General features: G+C 68.8%; 24 protein-coding genes and 2 pseudogenes. 10 read left to right on the forward strand and 16 right to left on the reverse strand.

The genetic code is table 11. The features are described 5' to 3' along the window. Positions 1-3 precede the first annotated feature (3 nt). The 4 genes from ACY34J_RS21255 to ACY34J_RS21270 all read right to left on the reverse strand — a co-directional run bounded on the left by ACY34J_RS21255 (position 4) and on the right by ACY34J_RS21270 (position 4901). Positions 4-1530, reverse strand: coding sequence for an SDR family oxidoreductase (locus tag ACY34J_RS21255; RefSeq protein ID WP_462728095.1), 1527 nt, complete (start codon positions 1528-1530; stop codon positions 4-6). 944 nt (positions 1531-2474) lie between these two features. After that, on the reverse strand, positions 2475-2921 hold the full coding sequence (locus tag ACY34J_RS21260; RefSeq protein ID WP_462728096.1) for a cupin domain-containing protein: 447 nt from the start codon (positions 2919-2921) through the stop codon (positions 2475-2477). Positions 2922-2951: 30 nt separating this feature from the next. After that, a complete protein-coding gene (locus ACY34J_RS21265) occupies positions 2952-3683 on the reverse strand; it encodes an SDR family oxidoreductase (protein WP_462728097.1) in 732 nt (243 codons plus the stop codon). 456 nt (positions 3684-4139) lie between these two features. Beyond that, entirely contained in the window at positions 4140-4901 is a 762-nt protein-coding gene (locus tag ACY34J_RS21270; protein ID WP_462728098.1) for a class E sortase, read from the reverse strand. Positions 4902-5199: 298 nt separating this feature from the next. Here ACY34J_RS21270 and ACY34J_RS21275 point away from each other — a divergent pair, with 298 nt between their 5' ends. The 4 genes from ACY34J_RS21275 (at position 5200) to ACY34J_RS21290 (ending at position 7261) form a co-directional block, all read left to right on the forward strand. After that, entirely contained in the window at positions 5200-5556 is a 357-nt protein-coding gene (locus tag ACY34J_RS21275) for a DUF6247 family protein (protein WP_462728099.1), read from the forward strand. Next, entirely contained in the window at positions 5553-5816 is a 264-nt protein-coding gene (locus ACY34J_RS21280; protein WP_462728100.1) for a hypothetical protein, read from the forward strand. The genes ACY34J_RS21275 and ACY34J_RS21280 overlap by 4 nt, the downstream gene beginning before the upstream one ends. 425 nt (positions 5817-6241) lie before the next feature. Then, complete coding sequence (locus tag ACY34J_RS21285) at positions 6242-6445, forward strand: cold-shock protein (protein ID WP_462728101.1); 204 nt, start codon at positions 6242-6244, stop codon at positions 6443-6445. A gap of 282 nt (positions 6446-6727) precedes the next feature. Beyond that, the gene (locus tag ACY34J_RS21290; RefSeq protein WP_462728102.1) at positions 6728-7261 is read left to right on the forward strand and encodes a DUF5994 family protein; all 534 of its coding nucleotides are present in this window, start codon (positions 6728-6730) and stop codon (positions 7259-7261) included. A 37-nt stretch (positions 7262-7298) separates the two neighbouring features. Here ACY34J_RS21290 and ACY34J_RS21295 read toward each other — a convergent pair whose 3' ends face one another. Continuing rightward, positions 7299-7787 (reverse strand): DUF5994 family protein, encoded by a 489-nt coding sequence (locus ACY34J_RS21295; RefSeq protein ID WP_462728103.1) that lies wholly within the window; start codon positions 7785-7787, stop codon positions 7299-7301. Positions 7788-8286: 499 nt separating this feature from the next. Between ACY34J_RS21295 and ACY34J_RS21300 the strand changes: the two genes are divergently transcribed. Further along, complete coding sequence (locus ACY34J_RS21300; RefSeq protein WP_462728104.1) at positions 8287-8550, forward strand: hypothetical protein; 264 nt, start codon at positions 8287-8289, stop codon at positions 8548-8550. Positions 8551-8619: 69 nt separating this feature from the next. Then, on the forward strand, positions 8620-8889 hold the full coding sequence (locus tag ACY34J_RS21305; RefSeq protein ID WP_462728105.1) for a hypothetical protein: 270 nt from the start codon (positions 8620-8622) through the stop codon (positions 8887-8889). Between the two features lie 411 nt (positions 8890-9300). On the opposite strand, the gene ACY34J_RS21310 is transcribed toward ACY34J_RS21305, so the two are convergent. The 3 genes from ACY34J_RS21310 to ACY34J_RS21320 all read right to left on the reverse strand — a co-directional run bounded on the left by ACY34J_RS21310 (position 9301) and on the right by ACY34J_RS21320 (position 13671). Continuing rightward, entirely contained in the window at positions 9301-9687 is a 387-nt protein-coding gene (locus ACY34J_RS21310; protein WP_462728106.1) for an FG-GAP repeat protein, read from the reverse strand. Between the two features lie 259 nt (positions 9688-9946). Next, positions 9947-11137, reverse strand: a complete 1191-nt coding sequence (locus ACY34J_RS21315) for a CapA family protein (RefSeq protein WP_462728107.1) — start codon at positions 11135-11137, stop codon at positions 9947-9949. Positions 11138-11766: 629 nt separating this feature from the next. Further along, positions 11767-13671, reverse strand: coding sequence for a glycoside hydrolase family 5 protein (locus tag ACY34J_RS21320; protein ID WP_462728132.1), 1905 nt, complete (start codon positions 13669-13671; stop codon positions 11767-11769). A 694-nt stretch (positions 13672-14365) separates the two neighbouring features. On the opposite strand from ACY34J_RS21320, the gene ACY34J_RS21325 reads away from it, so the two are divergent. Beyond that, a complete protein-coding gene (locus ACY34J_RS21325) occupies positions 14366-16240 on the forward strand; it encodes an alkaline phosphatase family protein (RefSeq protein ID WP_462728108.1) in 1875 nt (624 codons plus the stop codon). 366 nt (positions 16241-16606) lie between these two features. Here the strand turns inward: ACY34J_RS21325 and ACY34J_RS21330 are convergent, their stop codons facing one another. From ACY34J_RS21330 to ACY34J_RS21350, 5 genes are read right to left on the reverse strand one after another with little or no spacing between them, the layout of a single operon-like run. Next, positions 16607-17212 (reverse strand): GAF domain-containing protein, encoded by a 606-nt coding sequence (locus ACY34J_RS21330; protein WP_462728133.1) that lies wholly within the window; start codon positions 17210-17212, stop codon positions 16607-16609. Continuing rightward, complete coding sequence (locus tag ACY34J_RS21335; protein ID WP_462728109.1) at positions 17136-17807, reverse strand: GTP-binding protein; 672 nt, start codon at positions 17805-17807, stop codon at positions 17136-17138. Before ACY34J_RS21335 ends, ACY34J_RS21330 begins: the two co-directional genes overlap by 77 nt. Further along, entirely contained in the window at positions 17785-18177 is a 393-nt protein-coding gene (locus ACY34J_RS21340; RefSeq protein WP_462728110.1) for a DUF742 domain-containing protein, read from the reverse strand. The genes ACY34J_RS21335 and ACY34J_RS21340 overlap by 23 nt, the downstream gene beginning before the upstream one ends. A 3-nt stretch (positions 18178-18180) precedes the next feature. Then, a complete protein-coding gene (locus tag ACY34J_RS21345) occupies positions 18181-18576 on the reverse strand; it encodes a roadblock/LC7 domain-containing protein (RefSeq protein WP_462728111.1) in 396 nt (131 codons plus the stop codon). A gap of 33 nt (positions 18577-18609) precedes the next feature. Then, complete coding sequence (locus tag ACY34J_RS21350; RefSeq protein WP_462728112.1) at positions 18610-20178, reverse strand: sensor histidine kinase; 1569 nt, start codon at positions 20176-20178, stop codon at positions 18610-18612. Positions 20179-20589: 411 nt separating this feature from the next. Here ACY34J_RS21350 and ACY34J_RS21355 point away from each other — a divergent pair, with 411 nt between their 5' ends. After that, on the forward strand, positions 20590-21381 hold the full coding sequence (locus ACY34J_RS21355; RefSeq protein ID WP_462728113.1) for a VOC family protein: 792 nt from the start codon (positions 20590-20592) through the stop codon (positions 21379-21381). A 78-nt stretch (positions 21382-21459) separates the two neighbouring features. Here ACY34J_RS21355 and ACY34J_RS21360 read toward each other — a convergent pair. Further along, a pseudogene (locus ACY34J_RS21360) lies at positions 21460-21693 on the reverse strand (FAD-binding domain-containing protein); the annotation flags it as partial. A gap of 209 nt (positions 21694-21902) precedes the next feature. Between ACY34J_RS21360 and ACY34J_RS21365 the strand changes: the two are divergent. Then, a pseudogene (locus ACY34J_RS21365) lies at positions 21903-22331 on the forward strand (SCO2400 family protein); the annotation flags it as partial. A 257-nt stretch (positions 22332-22588) separates the two neighbouring features. Here the strand turns inward: ACY34J_RS21365 and ACY34J_RS21370 are convergent. Next, positions 22589-22822 carry a hypothetical protein gene (locus ACY34J_RS21370; RefSeq protein ID WP_462728134.1) on the reverse strand — a complete coding sequence of 78 codons (234 nt, stop codon included), beginning with the start codon at positions 22820-22822 and terminating at the stop codon, positions 22589-22591. Between the two features lie 120 nt (positions 22823-22942). Between ACY34J_RS21370 and ACY34J_RS21375 the strand changes: the two genes are divergently transcribed. Continuing rightward, on the forward strand, positions 22943-24784 hold the full coding sequence (locus ACY34J_RS21375) for an alkaline phosphatase family protein (RefSeq protein ID WP_462728114.1): 1842 nt from the start codon (positions 22943-22945) through the stop codon (positions 24782-24784). 93 nt (positions 24785-24877) lie between these two features. On the opposite strand, the gene ACY34J_RS21380 is transcribed toward ACY34J_RS21375, so the two are convergent. Next, positions 24878-25654: a glycerophosphodiester phosphodiesterase gene (locus ACY34J_RS21380; RefSeq protein WP_462728115.1), complete on the reverse strand. Its 777-nt coding sequence runs from the start codon at positions 25652-25654 to the stop codon at positions 24878-24880. Positions 25655-25953: the final 299 nt, after the last annotated feature.

A 25953-nucleotide genomic window follows, 5' to 3' on the forward strand; every position in this document is an offset into this window, starting at 1 on the left:
CCCTCAGTGCGTACGGGCTGGTTCGGGGTCGGTCGACTCGGCTGCGGCGGCGATGTTGCGGGCCATGCCGCCGAAGATCGCGGCGTGGAAGGGCGTCACGCCCCACCAGTAGGCGTGCCCGGTCAGGCCGTGCGGATGGAACAGGGCCCGCTGCCGGTACACCGTGCGCCCCTGCGGATCCCGGTCGACGGCCATCTCCAGCCAGGCCAGGCCCGGAAGGCGCATCTCCGCCCGCAGCCGAAGCAGCCGGCCCGGCTCGATCTCCTCCACTCGCCAGAAGTCCAGGCTGTCGCCGACCCGCAGCCGGGTCGCGTCCCGGCGGCCCCTGCGCAGGCCCACACCGCCCACCAGCGTGTCCAGCCACCCTCTCAGGGACCAGGCCAGCGGCGAGGAGTACCAGCCGTTCTCGCCGCCGATCGCCTCGACCACCCGCCACAGCGCCTGCGGGGACGCCGCGACCGTGCGTTCGCGGTAATCCGTGTAGAGGCTTCCGCCCGCCCAGTCGGGGTCGGTCGGCAGCGGGTCGCTGGGGGCGCGGAGAGTCGAGGCCGAGGACCACCGTGTGGCCACCTCCGCTTCCTGCACGCGCCGGAGAGCCAGTCGAATCGCCTGGTCGAGTGTGACCGGTCCCTCCGGCGGGTCCGGCACATAACGGACGATGTCCCGCTCGGCGCAGACCACCTCGTGCTTCAGTGACTCGACCAGCGGGCGCGCGAGGGCGCCCGGAACCGGGGTGACCAGACCGACCCAGAGGCTGGACAACCGGGGGGTGAGCAGCGGCACGGGAAGAATGACGCGTTTCGGCAGGCCGGCGACGGCAGCGTACCGCCGCATCATGTCCTCGTACGTGACGATGTCCGGCCCGCCGATGTCGAAGGCGCGGTTGATGTCGTACGGCAGCCGCGCGCACCCCACGAGGAGGCGGAGCACGTCGCGGACGGCGATCGGCTGCATGCGGGTGCGCACCCAGCTCGGGGTCACCATCACGGGGAGCCGCTCGGTCAGGTACCGCAACATCTCGAACGAGGCCGAACCCGAACCGATGATCACGGCGGCCCGCAGTACGGCGGTCGGCACCCCCGAGGCCAGGAGGATGCGGCCCACTTCGGCGCGGGACCGCAGATGGGGCGACAGCGCGTGCTCGGGTGTTCCGGAAGGGCCCAGCCCGCCGAGGTAGACGATCCGCCGGATTCCGGCGGTGCGCGCCTGCTCACCGAAGATCCTGGCCGCGCGCCGGTCGGTCTCCTCAAAACCCCGCCCGGTGCCCAGCGCGTGCACCAGGTAGTACGCGACGTCCATTCCCTCCATCGCCGCGCGCACGGACACCTCGTCCGTCACGTCCCCGCGCACGGCCTCCGCCCGCCCGGTCCATGGGTGGCCCCGCAGCTTGCCGGGGGAGCGGGCCAGGCAGCGCACAGAATGCCCGGCGGACAGCAACTCCGGCACCAGCCTGCCGCCCAGGTAACCGGTGGCACCGGTGACCAGACAGCGCAGCGGCCGGTCGTCGTCGGTCATGCCGATCGCACGCATGCCGTTCGAGTGCACCTTGTCCGGCGACGGCTGGAGGAGCGGGCCGCAAGAAACGTCATGGCTCTCATGCCTCCCCGGGACGTGCCCCTTCGGGGGGCCCTGTCGCTGTTCCCTTGAGCCCATGTTCAGGCCCGAGGACGAGCCCCGCAAGCTCGCCGGTCCCGGTCGGAGGGTGACAGGGGTCGGCGCACGGGCTTGGGGGCCGACCGCCCACGAGCACCAGTTCGTCGCAGTTCCGGGAGGCGGGCCGCGCCGTTCCCTTCGTGCACGCCGTCCCCTTGTGCCCGCCGTCCCCTTGTGCCCGCCGTTCCCTTCGTGCACGCCGTTCCTTTGTGCCCGCCGTTCCTTTGTGCCCGCCGTTCCTTTCGTGGGACACGGCGCAGGACATCGCAGGCCCTGGCAGGCGGCCGCAGGGCAGCGGATGCGCGGCGCCCCCGGCCAGACGCCACCGCTGAGCGACACGGCAATCGATGCCGTGCCCGATCCGTGACCGTAACGGCCGGCAACCACGGTCAACAGCGGTGCGACCGGACCCGCGCCACTAGCCGGCAGGAGCGCATACCCACAGGTCAGCAATCATGTCGCACCTCAAGCGCCGTCACTTCCCAAGCTGAGTGCTACAGAAGCGGGGCGCGTCTGCTGCAGCGAGGCACACCATGCCTGGTCGACCGGCGCACCCGCCGCATTGGCTGACTGTCGTCGGCTACGGTTCGTGCCACAACCGTGCCAGATGCAGCGGTCAGCCACGGTCAACGAGGGTGTCTCGCGGTCGACTTCGGGGCCGCCTCACCAGGTATCGAAGCCCCGGGTCACCGGCATGCCTTCCAACCTCGCTCCTAAAGCGGGGTGTCGTAGGTTCGAATCCTGTCCGGAACACAAGCCGAAACGCCCCGTCCGATCATGGTTCCGGGGCGTTTGACATCCAGATACGACACAGCAGCGGGTCAGGTGCCCGGACGGGGAGCTCGCAGGTGTTGACGCTGTGCCAGCTCTTCGTCGTCGACCAGGGTGAGCATGGGCTGATCCGGCGCACACATCATGGTGACGAGAAAGCGGCTCCAGGAGTCCGACCGGTTGTTCCCGTCCTGGTAGTGGATGACATCGCCGCCCGGCTCCCAGAACGTCTCCCCGGCCTTGATCACACGCTCGGGCTCGCCTTCCAGCTCGAAGAGCATCTCCCCCTCCAGCATGTAGCCGAAAGCGGGTCCCGAGTGCCGGTGCGGAGGGGTACCGGGGTCGCCGGGAGGGAACTCGATGAGGACCGTCGTCGCCTCTGCCCCATCCGGAATGGACGGTGGTTTCACCGACTGCAGCACAGTTAGCGCCGTTTTCCATGCTTCTGAGCGCGGTTGGCTCTCAGTGCTGTCTGCTGCCGGCTCATTGTTCGACATTGTGAGGCCTCCGGTGGTGGGCTGGGTGGTTCAGGAGAGCCAGTCGCTGTAGTGGGTGGGGGCGATGCGGGCGTCGCCCTTGGCGGTGAGGGCATCGCCGGGGACGGCGGCGAACATGCCGGCGGTGTCGTCGGTGACGACCGTGCGGCCGTCGGGGTGGGCGTTCAGGGTGATCCGGCCGAGTTCGTCGAGGGGGAAGACGTCGGGCCCGGCGATGTTGAGGGTGCCGTTCAAGGGGGGACCGGCGGCGACTTCGGCGACGGTGTCGGAGATGTCCTGGGCGGCGATCGGCTGGAGCGGGGTGGTGGGCAGGCGGACGGTGTCGCCCTCGGTGGTCCAGGACATAACGGCGTCGATGAACTCCATGAACTGGGTGGCGTGGACGATCGAGTAGGGGACTGGCCCGGCCTTGAGGATGTCTTCCTGCAGGACCTTGGCCCGGTAGTAGACGAGGTCGGGCACCTGGTCCGCGCCGACGATCGAGAGAATGACGACGTGCCCCACCCCGCCTTTGTGGCTGGCGGCCAGGAGGTTGTCCATCGAGGTCTGGAAGAACGCCAGGGACGCGTCGTCGAAGGTCGGGGAATTCGTCAGGTTGACGACCACGTCAGCGCCGGCCACCGCCTCCGCCAGGCCCTGGCCCGTGATCACGTCGACACCTGTGGACGGCGAGTGCGGCACGGCCTCGTGCCCGGCCGCGTTCAGCTTCTTCACGACCTGCGACCCGATCAGGCCGGTACCGCCGATGACTGCGATATTCATGGGGCACCTTTCGTCGCGCACCGATAGGCCATACGTCCAGCTTGCGACTGTGCAGTGCGCGGCGCACGCGGCGGCCCGTGCGCTCCTGGGCATCCTGGTTGCGCTGCGTGCTGACGGCAACGCTGACGGCAATGGGTGCATACAGGCCGACCTTCTCGTGTCCGCACCCGCCGAGGGACCCGTTGACCGGCTTTCGTTGCCACGGCCGGTCGTGGAGTAGGTGAGGAACACGCGGTCGCCGTCGCGCAGGAAGCAGGTGATGTAACCCATTTCTCCGCCGACCGGTTCCTCCACGTCGCGCACCGAGTACCAGGGCTGGGTGTAGCCAGCGGAGATGCCGCTTCCGTGGGGACCGTCTGGGGACCAGGCGGGGAGGGTTCGTCGAGGGTCGTAGCCCCGCGGCTGGCCGCTGCGGCGCGTTGAGCGCCATGCCCGCCAGGTCGATGGAGCGCCGGGTCAGGGCGAGGCCGGATTGCCGGGAGCCTTCCGCGTCGAGGCCAGCACGCCGACTTTGTCGATGCGGTGCTCGGGGTTGCCCTTGTCGTCGCGCCAGGAATTGCCGGCCGCGTCGTCCTCCGGAGTCGCGCAAGTGGAGATGGTGATCATGGACTCGGTGGGACGCTCACCCGGCGAACCAGGGACCGCCGCCCGCTGCTCGGCGAGCGATCTCTGGGAGCGGAAGGAGACCGTCCTGGTCTTGGTGATCTTGTATTCGTAGATCATGCCACCCGACGTGACGAGGACCGAGTCGCCCTGGTCGAGGGATGGGAGCTTGCGCAGGGCCCCACCAGCGGTAAGGCGGTGGCCTGTCACGAGGTAGTTGCCGATCTCGCCGGGGCCGACACCCCCGTGGTCCCCGAACGGGCTGGCGGCGATGCCGCGGTCCTGGATCCGCGTACCCGGCCAGTCGTCAGTCGTTCCCTCGTACGGGACGACGGGCAGGTCCTTGAGGCCGATCGACGGGATCGTCAGCGAGGCGGTCTGGGTCCGGGTGCTGGCCTCGCGCAAAGTCGGCTTCGTCGAGGTCGTCTGCAGGACCGCTGAGGGGCTGTCCGGCGAGGGAGCCGTGGGCGTCTGCGTGGGCTCCGTTGCAGTTGACGATGCGCCCGGGGTGGCCATTGTGTCGGCTGCCTCGGCGCCGCCACCGGAGAAGCAGCCGGTAAGCACGACGATGAGCGTGCCGGCGAGTGCGACCAAGGCCGCGCGGGAAGGTGACATGCTACCTCCCAGTCGAAGCGGGAACATATCGGACCACGGGCCGGTCGAGGGTGAGCGCCTCCAGGTCGACAACAACAGGAACTGATCAGGTACCCCGTCCCGGGCAGCGCGAACGCCGACATCTCCCGCGCGAGGTCAGGCTGTCGCTTGTCCATGCCGGGCCCACGGCCATGGCCGGCGTCCCTCACCACAACAGATTTGGAAGCGTGCGCCCGAGTCGTCGGCGTAGGCTCACTCCAGTCACCCGGGCAGCAAGCCTCCCGGTGGTAGAGCACTCCACCAATCAGGAGACAGTCCCGTGTCCGAGCAGCACTCCTCCCCGACAGACGCACCGCTGATCCCTATGCCGGCCCTGACCCCGGGCGCACTGCGAGCGGCAGTCGCGCAGATCGCCCCGGCACATCTGCCCGCCTTCGTGGAGCACCTGGACCAAGCTGTAGAGCAGGCAGCCGCTCAGAGCACCATCACGCCTCTCCGTAGCTTCCTCATGTGGTGGGGAGAGTTCGTCGCGATCCAGCGCTTCCCTGCCAGAGCTTCCCGCCTGCGCGAGTTGGAGCAGGCTGCGCAATCCGCGACCGACCGGGACGACGTACGTCCTGTGCTGGCCGAAATCCGGCAGATCACGGACGACGCACGCCGTGAGGCCTCCGCGTGAGCGATGCCTGGACATGGGACTACGCCCCGGACGCCGACCATGTTGTCGGTGGCCTCCCGACCGAAGTCACAGCCGAGGTCGAGCGACTCGCCGAACAGCTCGTCGTCCTCGGCCCCGACGCCGCCCAGGTAGGCCGCGGCAACCTGCATGGCGGCGGACTGCGCACCCTGGACATCTTCGGCGGACGGGGTTTCTTCCTCTTCCTCGCACTGGAACGTCTGCGGCTCATCGTCATTACCCGGGTCACCTGGACCGGTTGAAGCGACGGTCAGGGCACCCTGCGCCCTGTCAGATACATGCCAGAACGGATGGGCTACTACCGGACGGCCCTGGCCGAGGGACAGCCGCCTGCCGGAGGGCATCCTCGCCGTGGCGGCGTCTACCCCTTGGTGCTCACCGGCGGCTACGCCGTTCGGCTCACGGACTGGTCAACCGGGGGACGTGCGTCCCGGGCAGCGGCGCATGGCCGGTCAAGAATTTTTTCCGGGAAATCCGACACAGCGGAGAAATCTGTGCTAGCTTGGTTCCAGTTGCAGTTTTGGTACCCATTAACTCAGTGTGCACCTGACGGATGTAACGTCAGGTGCATTTTTGTTTTCCGGACCCTCCGGATGGGGTCATTTCGGCGACTGGGGATTCTGCACCGTGCGGGAACTCATCATTGCCCCCATTCAAGGAGAAAAACATGGCTACTGGCACCGTGAAGTGGTTCAACGCGGAAAAGGGATTCGGCTTCATCCAGCAGGATGGCGGCGGCGCCGACGTCTTCGCGCACTACTCGAACATCGCCACCCAGGGCTTCCGCGAGCTGCAGGAAGGCCAGCGGGTGACGTTCGACGTGACGCAGGGCCAGAAGGGTCCCCAGGCGGAGAACATCGTTCCGGCCTGACACAGCCGGGTGCCGCGCAGCGGCACCGAGAACAGGGCCCGCGCCTCACGAGGTGCGGGCCCTGCTCCATTTCGCCCGGCCGACTGGCTCACCCTTTTCCCGGAGCCGGCTTGGGCCGCGCGCGTTTCTTCGATCAGGCGTAGCCTGATCTTACCGAGAGCATTTCGTGCAGCGCAGTCACGGCGGTGCCGTTCCCGGCGAGTGACTACATGGGCAGCCAAAAAATGCCCAGGACGGGACCGTGTGATGAAAAAGTCCACCGACCGTGTATCGCCTGAGAAAATGCACTCCTATCGATTGCCGCAGGCCCGGCTGAGCCTCACATCCGACGCCAGCCATGGACCATTCGACGGAGCATGGTGGCCGCGCTGTGACATGCTCGAACTCGAGCTGCCCGCCCTCGCGGACCTCCTCGACCCCCACTACGGAGCGCTCACCCACGTCACCGTGGGCGCGGCCGCATGGCCCCACGCCCCGCGCACGGTCCTGGTTCCGGGACACCTGGTCGAGGTGACCAGATCCGGCGCCGCGGCGGAGGCCCACAGGCTGACTTTCCTCTCCGGCACCATGGGCCGCTGGGTGCTTCTGGTCATTCCTCCGTACGCGCCGCCCGGAACAGCTGCCCGGCTGCTGGCCGCCGCCGCTGATCCGTGGAACCGTCTGACGGCCGAGGAAATGCTGACGCTGGCCGAGGCCGACGTCGTCGGAGAGCAAGAGGCTGCAGCGGGAATCCGAGGGCGGGCACGGGCTCGTCTGACGAACCCGACGGATCGCGCCTCCAGACCCTCGCGAGTTCCTGCAGGCCCCGAGGGATGAAGACCCGACGGACCGGGCCCGGCATCCAGCCCCGGCATCAGGCCGGGTCGCTCCGTTCGCGGCCGGCACCGGTGTCGATGAGGATCTGTTGGGCCCCGGTGATGTTGTCGGCCCGGACGGCCTGTGCCATCGCGGCACGCGCGGCTTCCGCAGTCGCTTGCGGGGGCACCACCATCAGCGAGAAAAGGTCCTGATCACCGCGGGTGATGAGAACGGTGTCGTCTCCGACGGGGAAGGAGTCGATGTGCACAACGCGGTCGTCGATGATCAGCCGGGTCGGGAGTGCTTCCCAGGCAGCGGCGTCCAGCCCGACACGCGTGACCGGGCCGAGGTGCTCGGTAAGGGCGCTGACGAGGGCGGGAAGCTCGGCACTGATGTCGCGGGAGCGCGGCCACCATGCCCCGTCGAGGACGCCCTCGCGGGACGATGTCGTCTCCAGCCGCAGCAGAGCCGTCCCGGGTTTCACGGCCTCGTGGATCGCATCGGGCAGCACCCTCGAAACGCGAGGGGTCTCGGAGTCGGTCATGGTGTGCCCGCCCGCCTGCGGGGCTTCGCTGTGCCCGCCAACGAAGGGATCTCGTTGACTTCACGGTACTGCGCGCGGCGAACCGCCCGACGGCGGCCATGGAGCAGCGGCCCGGCCGCTCCATCCAGCAGGGAACCCGGGCCAAGGGCGAGGCGTTTTCGGTCATCGGCACCCCCCGCATCGCGCACAGCACCGGGATACCGAGGACCGGGGCACCCGCCGTACGGTGCACGCGGGATCTCGCCTGGTGGCCGCCCGCGTCCCGATGTCTCCGGTTCCGCGTAAGGCGCACCTGACCGGGCATACGGTGCACGTGGGGACGGTTCACCGAAGAGCAGGGGCTCTCGTACAGCAGGACGCCGGAGTCGGCGACCCGCGCACCGTCGCGGTGATCGGGAGCACCACCGGCTCCTGATGGCGGGGCAGGCGAGGTTGCGCCGCGACAGCGTCCCGTACACCGCCACCTCGCCGCGCCGGGCCGCGCCAGAGGAGGTCTGCCATGAAGGTCGAACAGCAGCTGCCCTCCGCCGGCCATGCCGAGGTCCGTGTCGTCGCGGCAACGCCCGAGGTCGCCCGCCGGGTCGCGGAGGTGCTGCGTCGCAGCTTCGCTGCGACCGAACAGCGCAGCTACCCCGCCGGCGGCGAAGGCGGAACCCGTCTCGATCTCACGGTGGACACCACCCACACCGCAGGACCGGCGCGGTCCTGGCTGTCGACCAGCGAGCCTTCCATGGAGGAGCATCCTCAGGCGGGCGAGGTCTGAGCGCACAGCGGCCGCCTCGAACCGCCCTTCACGGTCCCGGCCTCGCACCGGAGCGAGAGAGCTGCAGTCATGGCAACACTGGGTGAGCGCAAGAACTACCGCAAGGCCGTCATGCGGGCTTTGTACGATGCCGTCGCAGACAATCGCCCGGGCCTCAGTGGAGCCACGCTCCGCGACCGCCTCCACTTGCCCGAGGAGGACCTCGCCGCCGCCTGTACCTATCTGGCGGGAGAGGGACTGGTCGCGGTCGACTGGACATCGCACAACACTGCCGCGACCGTCACCCTGACCCACGAGGGCATCCGGCTCATGGAGGCCGAGGAGGAAAAGCGCGGCTGACCCGGCGCGGGAAACACCTCGACACGGAGGTGGTCGGACGTGCACCGATGGGCCGGTCGAGGCGGGCGCCGGACATGGACAAGTCCCACGGAACCCGCACCAGCGACGCCGAGCTCCACCGCCAGCGCTCCACCCTCGAGATGATCGCCCCGGAGAACTTCGCCCCGGTCGCCGGTGTGGACGCGGCGGCTCTTCAACCGCATTCGGCAGCCGCCCGCCTGCGAGAGTTGGAGCCGGCTGCCGAAGCTGCGACCGACCGGGAGTCCGTACGTCCCGTGCTCGCCGAAATCCGGCAGATCATGGACGACGCTCGCCGTGAGGCCTCCGCGCCGCGCGGCCGACGTCGCCGGCCCCGCGTGATGTGGTGGGGGCTGGAGAGTTCGGGTCGGACGCGGCTACTGGAGCATGCCCTCAATGATCTCCCGGTTCATGGAGGTGACGCCGGTCGTGGTGATGCCGGAGGCCGTACCGGGGAGGCGGAGGCCATTGTTGCCCGTGATGTGGAGGTCGGCCGCCCGTGATGTGGAGGCCGGCGTAGCCGTCACGGTCGGTGTCGCGACGGCGGACCGTGGTGCCAATGCAGTCGTTCCACGTCACGGAGCCCGGCACGCCGGCGGTGTTGCGGGCGAACCACTGGGAGCCGGTGCCGCCGATGCCGCTCGCGCTGCCCTTCAGGACGTGGACGCCGCCCGCGTACGCCTCCTCGTTGATCTTCTCGCCGTACACCCCGATCGCCAGATCCCGGTAGCCGTCGCCGTTGACGTCGGCTGCCGAGATCGAGGAACCGAATTCGTCCAAGCTCTCCGGGGTGCCGGCGACGCCGCTGGTGGCCTGGGAGAGATACGGGCGCTGGTGGCGGGGCCCGTGGAGGAGCCGTACCAGAGGGAGACCCGGCCCTTGCGGTTGTCGTACACCGGGGTCCCGAAGCCGAAATCTCCGTGCCAGCCACCTCGCCGGCTGTGCCCGTTGCGTGTCCGGAGGGAACCACGGTCAATCAGGGTCTGCGACCTCTGCGGGACCCACCAACCCCGGCGTCCTCACCGCCTGACGCCATCCCTCACTGGGCCATGATGAGGCCGTCCTTCTGCGCGCCGCGGGACAGGACCGCACTGCGGATCTGTTCCAGCGCGCTGTCGGGTGCCGTACCGCGGCCGCTCCCGGCGACTCCGAGGGCGACTACACGCATCGGTGGTCCCAGGTCGGTGAGTTGGGGAATGAACTCGGCCTTGCGCACCGTCCAGCGCTGGCCCGGCTGCGATGGTGGTGCGAAGGTGAAACGCGCGATGGAGCTCTGATTGCCGCGGCCGTCCGAGCGCCCCTGATAATTGATCATCTTGCCCGAGAGCTGATCGCCCATCCCGTACACGACCCAGGTCCCGTTGACCTTCTCGTACGGCTGCGGAACGTGGTTGTGCGTGCCGAGGATCAGGTCGATGTCGGGGCGGTCCCCGCTCTTGGCGGCCGTCAGTCGCCGTGCCAGGGCCAGCTGTTGCTGGTCCGGCGCCTGCTGCCACTCCGTGCCCCAGTGCAGACTGACCGCCACGACATCGGCGCCCGCCTTCCGGGCCGCACGGGCATCGGCGATGATGCGCCTTTCGTCGATGAGGTTCACGGTCCACGGGCGGTCCTTGGGAATGGGGATGCCGTTGGTCCCGTAGGTGTAGGAGAGATGGGCGACCTTCGCCGCCCCCGCCCGCAGCAGGACCGGCTTGGCAGCTTCGGCGGCCGACCGTGCCGACCCGGTGTGCCGCAGCCCCGCCTTGTCCATCGCGTCCAGTGTGCGCTGCACCCCCGCACTGCCGGCGTCGAGTGTGTGGTTGGAGGCGGTGGAGCAGGCGTCGTAACCCGTATCCTTCAGCGCCTGCGCGACCTCGGGCGGAGAGACGAACGTCGGGTATCCGCTGAACGGGCCGGCTTCCTTGCCGTAGACGGTCTCCATGTGACATATCGCGAGGTCGGCGGCGGAAACGATCCGCTTCACCCCGGCGAGCATCGGACGGAAGTCATGATCTTCCCCGGACCGGCCGGCATCCTGCTGAGACTGCCGGATTATCGAATCGTGCGGCAGGACGTCACCCGTGGCCACCAGGGTGAAGGTGCTTTGCGGCGATATCTTGGCGGCACGGCCGGCCTGCTTCGTGACCGCGGACTTCGGCGTGCGGTGGCCGGACTCCGGCGCCGAACAGCCCGCTGACACGGCCGCTATGCCCAGCATCGCTCCGACGACGGTTGCGCTGCATATCCTCATCGTCTGACTCCTGGTTCGCCACCCCACAAAAGGTCGTCTTATATGACATATATGGGCATAGCTGTCAGCGCGACAGGAGCGGGGCCAGACGGGGAGTAACCGGGCCCTGTTGGTTCACTGAACGGTGCGGCGGACCACGAGAAGATCATCGCGCTTCTGAAGCGATTCAGGTCCCTGAAGCGGTAGATGTCCCGCGCCTCTGCCCCGGCCGTGCCAGATGCATGCCAGTACGACGGGAGAACAGGGGTCAGCTGCGGTCACAGCAGCTTCTCTCCGGCACCCCGCTGACGATGATTTCCGCAGGTCAGCAACCCAGGGCGGCTTCGCCGCCCGCCGTGGGGCGGGCAAATCGAAGGTGCCAGAGCCTTGGTGACCTTGGAACTGATCTATTTGCGCGTCAGCGACCTTACCGACTCGGTTCGTCCGATGATTCCCAAGCACAGAGCGCGGCTTCGGTTCCCGTCACCGGCTCCAAAGACTGAGGCCCAGGTCAGGGACGTGATCCCCAACCTGGGCCATCTTGTGTCGTTGACCGAGGCAGCCCCGGTGCTGGGCGCCGCGCGGCGAGCGGCCCACCGCTCATCGCAAACGGGGGCCGCGGACCACAACCGGTCGGCCCAGGGACCGCGTCAGCGCAGCTTCCGGCACAGGAAGGCGTCGGGTGCGCGCGACGATCCGAAGCGGCCGGTGTACGCGATTCCGGCCGCGTACTCGTCGTCCGCGCACTGGCCCTTGTGATGCCCGTACGCGAAGTCGCCCCCCGGGGCCTGGGGCGGGCGGTTGTCGGACCGGTCGAACCACACCGTCCTGCCCTCCGTGCCCAGGCCCCGGTGCGCCGCGGTGCACAGCGCGGCGGACACAGCGGCCCCGCGCACGCTGTAGCCGGACAGGAAGTGGCCCGCAGGGCACTGGAGTTTGGTGTGTCCGGGAGCCCAGTCGCGCCCGGGTTCGACATGCCGTTCGTCCCGGACCACCTCATGGGAGCCGCCCGGCGCCTGGAGGCCGCGGGCGCCGGTGTCGGTGCACAGGCCCCGGTTGCCGGAGTGGCTGAGCCCGATGAGTCGCTGGTCATCCGGGCAGGCCGCCTTGCGGGCCCCCTGGTCCCAGTCCGGGAGTGCGCGCATCCGCAGGGACTGGACGAAGTCTCCGTGGTCCGGACTCAGCATCGACCAGCGGTCCGCGGGGGCCACCTGCCCCGTACGGCCCGGTGCGCCGACCAGGCGCCTCCAGTCGTCGGCCCGCCAGTCGTCGCCGTCGAAGACGCCCATCCTCCGGCCCGCTGAGTCCCAGTGCAGCAGCGCCCACCCGTTGCCCTTCCGGTTCTCGTGCCAGCCGACGAGCGGCCAGTACGCGAAGTCGGCGTCCGTCTTGATGAGGTAGTCGACGAAGTGGCCGAACCAGGCCCGCTGTTTGGCCCCCGTCTCCTCGCGGCCGCCGACGCCGAATTCGCTGATCCACACGGGTGCCGTGAAATGCCGGTCGTGTTCCGAGGCGACGAAGAAGGCCTGGCGACGCAGCACGTCGTACAACTCGTCGCGGGTGAAGTCGCGATAGCGCGGGTCGGAGGTCTCGCCCATGCCGGTGGCGCCGCTGTGGTGCGGGCCGGTGTAGTCGTAGAAGTGGGCCGAGTAGACGAGTTTGCCGGACCGTACGAGGGTGTGTGAGAGACGCTCGGCGGGCTCCAGGGTGGGCCGTCCGTGAGGGAGTCCGTCAACGGGGATGCCGGTCCAGTTGATCCCCTCGACGATCACCAGCAGGTCCGGATCGCCCTCCTGGAGGATGCGGTCCGCCAGGTGCTGGGACGCCGCGAACCAGTCGTGCCGGTCTCCGAGGCCCCAGTTGGGATCGTCGAGGACGGAGCGGCGCACCTCGTTGTAGAGGTCGGCGCCGACGACCCTCTGGTTGTCCCGGTAGCGGTGGGCCATGAACAGCCAGTCCCGCTCCCAGGCTTCGGTGGTCTGGCTCGCGTTCCATCGTTCGTTGCCGTCGACGCCGCAGCACCAGCGCGTGGTGCTGGTGTGGTTGTTCAGGATCACCGCGAGGCCCGCGTCCGTGAGGGCCTCGACCGCGGCGTCGTAGACCTGGAGCGGCGTCTTCCCGCGCAGCGCCGGATTGGCCGCCACCGAGGCGTCCGCGACCGGGCGCGTGTCATGGATCATCTCGTTGGAGAAGGGGAGGCGAACGCTGTTCAGGCCGAGCTCCCGGAACCCGGCGACGATCTCGGACATCGGCGCCCGGTCCAGACCCAGCGGCATCCGATCCGACTTCTCGCCCGCGTGGTTGTTGCCCGGGTCGTCGGGGTTCCCCGATCCGGTCCATGTGCCGCTCGCGCCATGCCAGTTGCCCGATCTCAGCTTGAACCGGTTGCCGTCGGCGTCGACGATGTAGCGGCCCCTCGTGCTCAGCGGAGGCGTCCAGGCCTCCGCCGGGCGGGCGGCAGGGAGTTCGAGGACGTTCGCGGTGCGCCCGGTGGCCGCGGGCGGATCGGCCGCCGCCTGAGGCGCCGGTGGAGCACCCGCGACGACGCCCAGCATGGCGGCGGTGAGCGCCACTCGGACGAAGGATCTGTTCACGGTCAACCTTTCCCCCTCTTGGATCGCGGTTTCCCCGCGACACCCGCCGTGGTCATTGGCATGCATGCGCCATGATGCGGTTGTTGGGTGGAGTCGGCCAGTACCGCAGGTGAGGGCATGACCTCATGTCAACTTGGGGACGCACACCAACCGGGCGATGGCCGAGAGGATTCGCGGGACGACGGGGACGTCCTTGGGCTCATCCGCCCGGTCCCTCGGGTTAACGCCCGCTCGGGACCAAGCGGTGTCTCGACCGTCTGCAGAGCCGGGTCCGCATGACGTGGTCGGCCACCCGGCAGGCACCCGCCAGGGCGATGGAGCTCAGGACCCCCGGGGCAGTGAGCGCCCAGGCCGGGGCGGGAGGGTGGGCGGAGGCGACGCCATCGGCCGGAGCGGGCCGTCCCGGCGCCCGGACGGGCCGGGGAGCCGGGACGGCCACTGGTCTGTCGGCGGTCGGAATCACCTGTCAGTCCTCCGACTTCAGTGCCACGTCGCGGGAGGTCGCGATGACCTTCTCTGGGTACCGCACTGGGCGATGGTGCCCCCGGCGATTGAACTGACGCCGCCGGCAAGCCGTACACATAACGGCGGCCCCGGCCCAACGACCCGGATCCGCCGTGCCATCACCGGGCCTCGCGCGGGAAGGACCTTGGGGTTGTCGCTCTTCACTCGCCTTCGTCAGCTGCCGCATACGGACAAGGCAACGGCGGAGGGAGGCCTGACGCCGGACGGCCCCCCGGAGCGCACACCGGACGACACCGCCGCGGGTCAGGACACCGCCGAAAGTGCCGGCGCCGACGTTGGTGAGGAATCCGCCGCAGGCGACGCCGCCAGTGACAACCCGGGCGAGGCCGTCCCAGGCGGCGGCTGGCGGGACAGGCACCCGGCTGCGGCCCGGTACATGGCGAGGGTGACCGCGGCCCTGGCCGCCCTGTTGGTGCTCTTCACCCTCCTCCTGCCGAACCAGCTCAGCCACCTCACGCCCTACGCGTTCACGCGCATCCCGGTGGAAGGGATCTTCGGCGCCACCGTGCTGCTCGTCCTGCCGCACAAGGCCAGGCGGGTGGCCGCGGTGCCGGCTGGGGTGGGCCTCGGCCTGCTGACCATCCTGGACATCCTCGACATGGGCTTCAACGAGGTCTTCGGCCGAGGGTTCAACCTGGTGCTCGACTGGGTCCTGCTCGACGACGGCGAGTCGTTCCTCAGGGACTCCATCGGTCCGGCCGGCGCGATCGCTGCCGTGGTCGCAGTCGTGCTCTTCATCCTCGCCTTGCTCGTCCTCAACGTGCTGGCGGTCGTCCGCCTTGGTCACCTCATGGCCCGGCACAGGACCACGGCGACCTATACCGCCTTGGTACTCGGGACCGCCTGGGTCATGTGCGCGGCGCTCGGCGTGCAGATCGGCGGCGTGCCGGTTGCTTCCATGAGCACGGCCGCACTCGTGCAGGACCGTGTGGTCCGGGTGAATGCGGCCCTGAAGGACGAGCGGGCGTTTGAACAGGCCGCCGCCGTCGACCATTTCCGCGTCACCCCGGGCGACCAACTGCTGACCGGGCTGCGCGGCAAGGACGTCATCTTCACCTTCATCGAGAGCTACGGCCGCAGCGCGGTCGAGGACCCGAGGATGGCGCCGCAGGTCGACGCGGTGCTCGCGGACGGAACCAAGCGGCTGCGCAAGGCCGGGTTCTCCTCCCGGAGCGCGTTCCTCACCTCATCGACGAGGGGCGGCATGAGCTGGCTGGGCCACTCCACCTTCCTGACAGGCCTGTGGATCGACAACCAGCTGCGCTACCGCACCGTCACCGCGGGCAATCACCTGACTCTCACTGGTGCCTTCAAGCGCACCGGCGCCTGGCGGACGGTCGGCATCGTGCCGGGCGTCACCACTGGCTGGCCGGAGGGCAAGTTCTTCGGCCTCGACAACATCTACGACTCCCGGCACCTCGGGTACAAGGGCCCGAAGTTCAGCTGGTCGACCATGCCCGACCAGTTCAGCCTGGCCGCCTTCGAACGCCTGGAGCACGGCAAGCGGGGCCACAAACCGTTGATGACGGAGATCATCCTGACCTCCAGCCACAACCCCTGGGCGCCCGTCCCCAAGATGATCGGTTGGGACAAGGTCGGCGACGGCTCGGTCTACAACGCCATCAAGAAGGCGGGCAAGGACCCGAGAGAGGTGTGGAAGGACCCCCAGCAGGTGCGCACCGAGTACCGGCGTTCCATCGAATACTCGCTGAACAGCCTCATCTCCTATGTGGAGAAGTACGGCGACGACAACACCGTGCTCGTCTTCCTCGGTGATCACCAGCCCGTCCCGGCCGTCACCGGTGACCACGCCAGCCGGGACGTACCTATCGCGATCATCGCCCACGACCCGGCTGTGATGGACCGGATCTCCGGCTGGGGCTGGCAGGAGGGTCTGAAACCCGGACCACAGGCCCCGGTCTGGCGGATGGACACCTTCCGCGACCGCTTCCTCACCGCCTACAGCTCGCAGCCCGGCCCCACCCCGTCCACGCCGACCCGGTAACCGGTGGGGTCCCATGGGTTATTGGCCAGGCCGACGAGCGCGGGACGAACGGGCACGTCGGCATACGCCCGTTGGGCCGCCGAGCCATGTGAAACGGCCGGCCATCACACGCCGGAGTGCTGGGCACCGCTCCTGGCCGGCCGGCTGCCCACAGGCCGCGTAGTCGGGCCGTGCCGGGGTGCTACGGCCGCCGGCCCCACACGATGAGCGGCCGGGTGCATGAGCCGTCGGCTGGTTCGGCTGGTGGCGCGGCTCACCGCATACATCCAGTCGCAGGACGGGCAGCGCGAACCTGGCACCGGCGCCGGCCTTCCCCAGCGCGCGCCTCATCTGCCGTACCCGGCACCCTTGCTCAAGCAGGTTCTCTCACCGGTCGTCCGCCGACCGCTCGATGCGCTCCACGAGTTCAGCGGCCATCGTCTTGATGGTCTCCAGGCCTTTGTGGCCCCAGGGGTGCGGATCCTGGTCCACCACACAGATCGTGCCCAGTACCATGCCCGTGCGGTCGATCAGCGGCGCTCCCAGGTAGGAGTGGATGCCGATGGCATCGACCACCCAATTCCCGGCAAAACGGGGGTAGTCGCGGACATCGTCCAGCACCAGAGCCTTGCGGCGCTTGACCACATGTGGGCAGAAACCAATGTCAAAGTCACGAGGCATCACCCGGCCGGGCACGGGGTCCTCGAGAAGATTCGGCGGCTTCAAACTCACACTTGTGTCGGTGGCCGCGCTGTACAAGCCCCCGTAGTACTGACGCTCCTCGTCGAGAAAGAAGTTGACTCCCGAGTAGCACCCCCCAGTGCGCCTCGCCAGCTCACGCGCGAAGTCATCCAGCTCCGGAACGGGCCTGTCTTCGATTCCCAGTTCGCGAAGCCGGCGTGTCCGGGCCTCCTGCTCAGAGTCCTCCGGAGGGAGAAGCAGATGACGCACGGCGATCGCTATATCCCCCTCGTGGGGAGGTTTGGACGCCATCGCTGCCATGGGAACTCCTTGAACTGATCAGATGCTGCACGAGGGAAAGTAGAACCCGCATACCCGAGCTGGACAGGCGAGCATCACACGCGACCACCGGCACCTCGGGCTTGAGGTCCAGCGCCGCCCGCACCTCGTCCGGCCGGTAGCGGTGTGCCCCGTCGAACTCATTGACCGCGACGAGGAAGTTGATGCCACGCGATTCGAAGAAGTCAACCGCCGCGAAACTGTGGTCCAGCCGACGGGTGTCGGCAAGCACTACCGCACCGAGTGCACCGGCTGACAGCTCGTCCCACATGAACCAAAAGCGTTCCTGGCCGGGCGTGCCGAACAGATAGAGCACGTGCTGGGGGCTGATGGTGATCCGGCCGAAGTCCATCGCGACCGTGGTGGTGGCCTTGTTCTCCACCCCGTCCAGTCTGTCCGTGGCAGCACTGACCTCGGTCAGCAGCTCTTCCGTGCTCAGCGGCTCTATCTCGCTGACCGCTCCCACGAAGGTGGTCTTGCCCACCCCGAAACCCCCGGCGACCAAAACCTTGATCCCCATCGGAAGGGAGTCGGCGCCGGGTGCCTCACAGCCGTTTGAGGAGCCCATCCCGCAACGCCTCCAATAGATCTAGATCGAGGGTAGGACATGGCCCCTGCGTTCCCAGGTCGAAGGGCCGTGTGACGACCGCGCCGTGCTCCACCAAGTCGGACAGCAGCACCTTGATCACCGTTGCGGGCATTCGTGTGTGCCCCGCGATCTCAGCCACCGTGACCGGCGTCTGGCACATCTCAAGCACATGTGCGTGATCCAGTCCAAGGTGTTTCCGAAGCGCGGTACCGGTGGCCACCACCATGGTCATCAAGTCGAAGTGGCACGTGGGTCTGGTGCGTCCCTCGCTGACGGTGTACGGCCGGACCAGCCGCCCGACGGCGTCGTCGAGCAACGGCCCATCCGGATCGTCCGAGGCGTCCGGCATCGCTCACTGCCCCACCGACTGGCGGGGAGCGGCCCCCAGGTGGCGGCGGGCGCTCTTGACCATCATGGTCATCTCGTAGCCCAGCACCGGCACATCCGCTTCGCGCCCGGCATGCACGGCCAACAGGGCGCCCGGCCCGGCCGCGGAGACAAAGAGCATCGAGCTGCTGAGTTCGGTCACGATCTGCCGCACATCATCGTCGTCGTCAAATCGCTTGCCGGCACCGCGGGCCAGCGAGTACAGCCCGCTGGCGATGGCCGCCAGATGATCCGCCGCGTCTTTGTCCAGTCCTTCCGAGGCCATCACCAGACCGTCCGAGGACAACAGCAGTGCGCTTCGCGTATGGGGTACGCGCTGCACAAGGCTGGTCAACAGCCAAGAAAGATCTTCGCTCACCACGATCGCGCCCTTCTCCTCAAATGACGTGAACCGCTAGGGGGCCGGGTCCGGCTGGGTATGCGCGCCAAGGGGCGAGGAGGCGTCCGTCTCCTGGAAGTCCTCGGCCCGGCGGACGCCGGTCTGGAAGGCGGCCATCAGGCCGGGATCGTGCTCGACGTCCTTCGCCTGCTTCGGCACTGCGGCAGCGCCGGAGGTCTGCCGCAATTCCGGGGCGAGGTGTTCCTGACGGCGGCGCTTGGGCAGCAAGGGACGATCAACTTCCGCCGTGGCGGCCGCGACAGGGGCGAGTGGTGGTTCGGCCACCGCTGCGGGTACCGGGCGTTGAGCGACGGATGTGTCCCGCGCAGGTGCCGGCTCCGCCGAGTCGTCGGCCCGTCCGTGAGGGGCAGGGGGAGTGACACCCGACGGTTGTTGCTGTGGCTCCACCTCGTCCGGGCGCTCGCCCAGCAGTTCATGCGGCAGCACCACCACCGCCTGTGTACCGCCGAAGACGTTGCTGTGGAGTTGTACGGCGATGCCGTGCCGCCGGGCAAGCGCGGAGACCACGTACAGGCCGATCCGCCCGTCCTGGAGCAGCTCCCCCAAAGCGATCCTGTCAGGGGAAGTGAGGAGGGCATTGAGCTGGTTCCGCTCAGCGGAGGTCATGCCCAGGCCGCGGTCCTCGACCTCGATCGCCAGCCCGGCGGTGACGTGCTCGGCACGCAGCAGCACCTGGGTCTGCGGACGGGAGAACACCGTGGCGTTCTCCACCAGCTCCGCCAGCAGGTGGACCACGTCGACGACCGCGTGCCCGCGCACCGTCCCTTCGACCGGAGGCACCATCTTGACCCGCGAATACTGCTCGATCTCGGCAGTCGCGGAGCGCATCACATCGCCCATGCTGACCGGTCGGGTCCACTGGCGGTGGGAGACAGCGCCGCCGAGCACGGCGAGATTCTCGGCGTATCGCCGGATACGGGTGGCCAGGTGGTCGACATGGAACAGGCCCTTGAGCAAGTCCGGGTTCTCGACCTCGTTCTCCAGGTCGTCCAGCAGCCCGATCTCGCGGTGCACGAGAGACTCCAGCCTGCGGGCCAGATTGGCGAAGACCTCGAAATGCTCGCCGCCACGCTCCTGTGCCGCGAGCTCCGCCACGGTCGCCTCGGCGGCGCGCTGGGCGGATGCGATCTCGTGCCCAAGCCGGTCCAGCGCCTCACCCGTCGGCTCGGGCAGCGGGCCGCTCTGCTGCTGACGTTCTATCAGCTCTTGGCCGCGCTCGGTCTGCTGCCGCAGCTTCGCCAGTTCGTCCTGGGCGCGTGCTGCGAAGCTGCTCAGCTCGGTATAGCCGCGCGCGAAGGCCCGTGCCTTGTCGGAGGCGAAGAACCCTGCGCCGGTGAGGATCCCGCAGATGATCAGCAGCGTGCCCGTGACCAGACCCCAGAAGGCGTTCTTGTCGACGTGGCCCACGCCCACGGTGAACAGGATGGCAGCGGCTGCGGCTCCGGTGAGCGTGACCAGCCCGGCAGGCAGCAGTGCGAGAAGCACCAGGTGGCGCTCAACGGCCTTGCCGCGCCCACACAGGACGTCAGGGACATGCCATGCCTGGGAGCCTACCGACCCCATCTCCTGATGGGCATGAGCGGGCAACTTCGAAGGTTCCTGCATCAGAGTCCCTGGTTGCATACCGGCCAGCAGGCCGAAAAGTGTGCGACGCACGTTACCGCCAACGGCACTCCACGTCACGAGGGGTTACATCGCGGGCAATGATTTACCGGACCGCACGTTCCCGACCTGACCCCAGTGCCTGCAGCACATCCGGTCGAACGTGCCAGATCCGTACACTGTGCGCCAGAATGAGCCGGCACTGACGGGCAGTGGGCGGGATCCAGTCGCCGGCAGATGTACGAGGCCGGGCGCGCGGCCGGCTCCCCCTCCCAGAGGCCGCCGAGTGGCGGGAGCCAGTGCTGATGGAGAGGGTGGCAGAGGGGGTGCTTGTGCCCGGCCGGAAGGGCCGGGCCCGACCTGGAGGCGCCGATGCCCGAAGTCACCACTCCGTACCAGCCCGGTACGCCCTGCTGGATCGATCTCATCGCCCGCGACCAGCAGGCCGCGCTGGATTTCTACGGGCAGTTGTTCGGCTGGACCGGTGAGATCGGACCGCCTGAGACCGGCGGATACTCCGTCTGCTCACTGCGCGGCAAGCCGGTCGCCGGCATCATGTCCGCTCAAGCCGTGCCCGAGGGCCAGCCCGCGCCGCCGACCGTGTGGACCACCTATTTCGCCTCCGCCGACGCCAGCGCCGCCGAGCAGGCGGTCACCCGCAGCGGCGGCACCGTGATGATGCCGGTCATGGATGTGATGAACCTGGGACGGATGCTGCTGGCCGCCGACCCCACCCGGGCCATCTTCGGTGTCTGGGAAGCGAAGGAATTCCCCGGCGCCGGGATCGTCAACGAGCCTGGCGCACTGATCTGGAACGAGCTCAACACCACCGACCCGGAGGCGGCGGCCGCCTTCTACTCCGCGGTGCTCGGCATTCAAACCTCCACGATGGAAGGCGCCGAGGGCTACTTCGCGCTCAACGTGAACGGCCGCACAGTCGGCGGGATGCAAAGCATGCCCGAAGGAGCACCGCCCGGCACCCCCTCCTTCTGGCTGGTCTACTTCGCGGTCGATGACACCGACGCCTGTGTGGCGAAGCTGACTTCCCTCGGCGGGACGGTGCTCAATCAGCCCTTCGACATGGCTGCGGGAAGGATGGCCGTCGTCGCGGACTCCCAGGGAGCGCCCTTCGCCGTCATCAAGCCGAAGCCGATGTCCGCCTGACGCACCTGGGGGAGGACGGAAGCGAGAGGGCCGTCCTGTCGGAAGGTCCCAGTCGTCGCCGCGGGCCTGCTGGAACCGGGCAAGGCCCTCGGCCAGGTCCACGATGGGTGCGGGGCAGTCGAGGCGCCGGCGTTCGGCGCCCGGCAGCCACCAGGGACGGTGTACAGCAGTGCCCTCGACCGCGGCGAGTCCGGGAGCCCAGCGGCGTACGTACTCCCCGTCGGGATCGAAGCGAGCGGCCTGCGCGAGCGGATTGAGTACCCGGGCGGATCGTGAGTGAGCGGCATCCGCTCCGGCGCGGGCAGGGCGCACCTAGGAGCATGCCAGCCGACATCGCCATATGTCGCTTACGCCGGTTCGGCGGTCTCGAACGCGAAACGCGACGGCAGGCAACCTTTGCAAGAGCACCACAAGGGCTACACATCCCATTCGGCAGCGGCCGTTAGCGTTGCGGGCGCTCCATGGGTGTGCGTAGGTGAATCCGCGCCCCAGCCCCCGGCAGCCGGCAGAGAAAGATTGACATGGACTACTGCACCTTGTGCCGTCGGAACCTCAATGGTGCCCTGGTGTGCCCAGGGTGCGGCTCATACGCACCGGACATCGCCCCGCTCACGCATCGCGACCGTAACGCGGCGACAACGTCGTGGGCGGCGGACGACAGCGGGGAGTTCGCCGCCTCAAGGACTCACTCAGCCACTGCGCGCCCCAAGTCCGCAGCGATCGGGACCGGCGCCGCCGGGAATGCAGGAGGGGCGCCTGCCGACTCCTCCAGCGGTGATGAACCGACCGCCCCCATCGCGCAGGGCCGTGCCGCCCGGCGCCGGCAACTGGCACGTTGGAAGAAGAGCCGCCGTCGGGCCGCAGTCGCGACGGCCGTTGCGCTCGTCGGTGGCGGCCTGGCCCTCACCGCCCTGCCGAGCGGAGCGTCCAACGCCCGCCCGGAAGCGGCCTCAGCACCGGACATATCCGAGACCACCACCCCGATGGGGTCCGCCGACTCGTCATCGACTCGGTCGGACGAGGAGGTTCCCAAGCGTCCCAGCGCTCGCCCGACGCACAAGGCCGGCCCGCAGCGCGAGACCACTGTCCCCGCGGCCCCCAAGCCCGCCACCAGCGCGCCGCCCCACACCGCCGCCAGCGCCCATCCCACCGCGCCGGCGAGTCTCGTGCCCCACACGCCATCCGCCGCGCTCAGCGAAACGCACGTTCAGCGCGCCGTCCCTGCCCCCTCGTACACCGCCAAGCCCGCGCCGACGCCCCAGCCGGGCGACGACTCCACCGCAAGCACGCCGCCTGCGAGCTCTCCGTCGTCTCCGTCGACGGCACCCTCATCGCCGGCACCCTCGTCGCCGGAGCCCGTGTGTGTGCTGGTGGTGTGCCTTCGCTGACGCGGCCGTCGCCCGCGCACCCCGGAGGCGTTGAGTACTGACGGCAGTCCCACGCGGGATTCCCCGGCAAATGAACCGAAGCCGCCGACGAGCCGTACAGACACCGGCGGCCCTGGCCTCCCGAGCCTCGTCCGCCGTGCCACCACCGGATGTCGCGGGGAAGGACCTTGGGGTTGTCGCTCTTCACACGCTTTCGTCAACTGCCCAATACGGCCAAGGCAGGCACTGAGGAGGGCCCGACGCCGGACGGCCCTCCGGAGCCCGCTCCCGACGGGGCCGCCGCGAGTGAGCGCACGGGCGACCGTAGCGACCGTGAGGAAGCCACCGCAGGTGACGCCGCCGGCGAAGACCCGGGGGAGGCCGTCGCGGACGGCGGCTGGCGGGGCAGGTACCCGGCCGCGGCGCGGGCGGTGAGTTGGACGACCACCGCCCTGGCCGCCGCGCTTGTGCTCTGCGCGCTCTTCCTGCCCAACAGGGCCGCCGGCTTCACGCCCAACGCATTCGTACGCCTCCCGGTGGAGGGCGTGTTCGGCGCCGCGGTCCTGCTCGTCCTGCCTCCCAAGGCGCGGCGGGTGGTGGCGGTCCTGGCCGGCGCAGGCCTCGCCCTGCTGACGATTCTGAAGCTCCTCGACATCGGCTTCTACGCGGTTCTCGCCCGGCCGTTCGACCCGGTGCTCGACTGGATCCTGTTCGACGACGCCGAGTCAGCCCTCCAGGACTCGGTCGGCCGGGCGGGCGCGATCGGTGCCGTGACCGGGGCCATCGTCCTCGTCCTGGCCCTGCTCGTCCTCACGACGCTGGCGGTCGTCCGGCTGAGCAACCTCATGGCCCGGCAGCGCGCCGCGGCGGGGCCCACCACCTTGGTACTCGGGACCGCCTGGATCGCCTGTGCGGCGCTCAGCGTGCAGATCGCGGGGACCCCGGTCGCCTCCAGAAGCGCCCTCGGGCTCATCAACAGCCGTGCGCACCTGGTGAGTGCGGACCTGAAGGACGAGCGGGCGTTCGCCAAGCAAGCCAAGGTCGACCACTTCCGCCATGTGCCGCCCGACCGGCTGCTGACCGCGCTGCGCGGCAAGGACGTCATCTTCACCTTCATCGAGAGCTACGGCCGCGGCGCGGTCGAGGACCCGAGGATGGCCCCCCAGGTCGACGCCGCGCTCGCGAAGGAGACCGAGCGGCTGCGCAAGGCCGGGTACTCCTCCCGGAGCGCCTGGCTCCATTCACCGACATTCGGCGGCGGCAGCTGGCTGGCCCACTCCACCTTCCTGTCAGGCCTGTGGATCAAGAACCAGCAGCGCTACCGCAGCGTCACCTCGAGCGACCGCATGACGCTCACCGGCGCCTTCCGGCGCACCAATGCCTGGCGGACGGTCGGCATCATGCCGGGTGTCACCCGGGCCTGGCCGGAGGGGAAGTTCTACGGCCTGGACCACGTCTACGACTCCCGGCACATGGGGTACAAGGGCCCGAGGTTCAGCTGGTCACGGATGCCCGACCAGTACGCCCTGTCGTCTTTCCAGCGCCTGGAGCACGGCAGGCCGCACGAAAAGCCGCTGATGTCGGAGATCATTCTGACGTCCAGCCACACCCCGTGGGCGCCCATCCCCAAGACGATCGGCTGGAACGAGGTCGGTGACGGCTCGGTCTACAACGCCATCGCGAAGGCGGGCAAGGACCCGAAGGAGGTGTGGAACGACGCCGCCCAGGTGCGTAAGGAGTACAGCCGTTCCATCCAGTACTCGGTGCACACCCTCATTTCTTACGTGGCGAAGTACGGCAACAAGAACACCGTGCTGGTCTTCCTCGGCGACCACCAGCCCAACCCGATCGTCGTCGGCGAGAAGGCCAGCCGGGACGTACCGATCGCGATCGTCGCTCATGACCGGGCCGTGCTGGACCGGATCTCCGACTGGGGCTGGGGCGACGGCCTGAAGCCCGGCCCGAAGGCCCCGGTCTGGCGGATGGACACCTTCCGCGACCGATTCCTGACCGCCTACTCCAATCCGGCCCGGTAACCGGCGGGGGCACAGCCGCGCCGACGCCCTTGGGTCCCGTACGGCGATGATCTGCCGGCAGGCTGCTTGCCTCGGCGCTCAGTGGTCGGCGGCTCAGACGATGACGCCGTCGAGGGTCAGGGCGCGGGCGAGCTCGGGGCTGGCAACCTCCCACGCATAGACCTCGAGCCGCCTTCCGTGCGGGCCCGTGAACGTGTGTGCCGCGTCCACATAGGGACGGTTCAGCTGACGCGCACGCGCATGGATCCGATCGGCGAAGCGCGCGTACGCGGGAAGCTCGGCGGCTGTCGGGGCACCGAGGAATGCGGTCGTCACATCCGGCCGCAGCTGGTGCACCGTCTTGATGCTGTTGGCGCCGAAGCTCTGGATGACCAGCTTGTCCCGCACATGAGAGGCGTCGAGCCACCCGGAGGCCCGCAGTTGGGCGATGATCTGTTGCTCGATGCCCGGGAACCGCTGAGGTGTCTTGATCTCCAGCAGCAGCCCCTGATCGGTGCGGTCCAGATGCTTCAGGTACTGCGCGAGCGTAGGCACATGCTCGCCGGCGAACTGCCTGCCGAACCAACTGCCGGCGTCCAGACGCTTGATCTCCGCCTCGGTGAAGTCCGGGACGTTCCACGGGGCTCGACCGGGGTAGACCACCCGGGCGTTCGTGGTCCGCGACAGCGTGCGGTCGTGGATGACGATCAGCCGGCCGTCCTTGGTGCGCTGGACGTCGTTCTCAACCCATTTCACACCGAGTCTGCCGGCGGCATCGATGGCGGCGAGCGTGTTCTCCGGGGCCATGGCCGAAGCGCCACGGTGAGCGACGATCACCATGCCGCGGTGAGTCGGGCTGGGGGCGGACGCGAGGGCCTGCCCTGCGGTCATGGCGAGAAGGACAGCACAGACGAAAGCAGCAAGCCCCGTGGTCCGCATCATTACTGACCTCTCTTCGGTTATTTCCACAAGCCTATGTGCACTGATTCATCAGAGAATCAGGAAATGCCGGGCGGGGCAGCGCAAGCTGGGGTGCTCCAATCGCGGCACCGCTCGGAAACCAGGTCGCGGCGAACAGCCGTACCTGCGCGCCGGCCGTACCCAGCAGGCCCGACCCGATCGGCGGATCCTCATGCTGAGATCCGCCGGAAGGCGGGTACACGAAGACGGATATCCGCCGTTTCCCGCAC

Source organism: Streptomyces sp. HSS9-12 (assembly GCF_054963655.1).

Coding starts and splice junctions, on each gene's coding strand:
- ACY34J_RS21355 (WP_462728113.1), top strand. CDS start 20,590: ATGCCCGAAGTCACCACTCCGTACCAGCCCGGTACGCCCTGCTGGATC.
- ACY34J_RS21260 (WP_462728096.1), bottom strand. CDS start 2,921: ATGTCGAACAATGAGCCGGCAGCAGACAGCACTGAGAGCCAACCGCGC.
- ACY34J_RS21270 (WP_462728098.1), bottom strand. CDS start 4,901: ATGTCACCTTCCCGCGCGGCCTTGGTCGCACTCGCCGGCACGCTCATC.
- ACY34J_RS21330 (WP_462728133.1), bottom strand. CDS start 17,212: ATGGCGTCCAAACCTCCCCACGAGGGGGATATAGCGATCGCCGTGCGT.
- ACY34J_RS21380 (WP_462728115.1), bottom strand. CDS start 25,654: ATGACCGCAGGGCAGGCCCTCGCGTCCGCCCCCAGCCCGACTCACCGC.
- ACY34J_RS21290 (WP_462728102.1), top strand. CDS start 6,728: ATGCACTCCTATCGATTGCCGCAGGCCCGGCTGAGCCTCACATCCGAC.
- ACY34J_RS21300 (WP_462728104.1), top strand. CDS start 8,287: ATGAAGGTCGAACAGCAGCTGCCCTCCGCCGGCCATGCCGAGGTCCGT.
- ACY34J_RS21285 (WP_462728101.1), top strand. CDS start 6,242: ATGGCTACTGGCACCGTGAAGTGGTTCAACGCGGAAAAGGGATTCGGC.
- ACY34J_RS21295 (WP_462728103.1), bottom strand. CDS start 7,787: ATGACCGACTCCGAGACCCCTCGCGTTTCGAGGGTGCTGCCCGATGCG.
- ACY34J_RS21350 (WP_462728112.1), bottom strand. CDS start 20,178: ATGGGGTCGGTAGGCTCCCAGGCATGGCATGTCCCTGACGTCCTGTGT.
- ACY34J_RS21315 (WP_462728107.1), bottom strand. CDS start 11,137: ATGAGGATATGCAGCGCAACCGTCGTCGGAGCGATGCTGGGCATAGCG.
- ACY34J_RS21255 (WP_462728095.1), bottom strand. CDS start 1,530: ATGCGTGCGATCGGCATGACCGACGACGACCGGCCGCTGCGCTGTCTG.
- ACY34J_RS21305 (WP_462728105.1), top strand. CDS start 8,620: ATGGCAACACTGGGTGAGCGCAAGAACTACCGCAAGGCCGTCATGCGG.
- ACY34J_RS21335 (WP_462728109.1), bottom strand. CDS start 17,807: ATGGGCTCCTCAAACGGCTGTGAGGCACCCGGCGCCGACTCCCTTCCG.
- ACY34J_RS21340 (WP_462728110.1), bottom strand. CDS start 18,177: ATGCCGGACGCCTCGGACGATCCGGATGGGCCGTTGCTCGACGACGCC.
- ACY34J_RS21265 (WP_462728097.1), bottom strand. CDS start 3,683: ATGAATATCGCAGTCATCGGCGGTACCGGCCTGATCGGGTCGCAGGTC.
- ACY34J_RS21320 (WP_462728132.1), bottom strand. CDS start 13,671: ATGCTGGGCGTCGTCGCGGGTGCTCCACCGGCGCCTCAGGCGGCGGCC.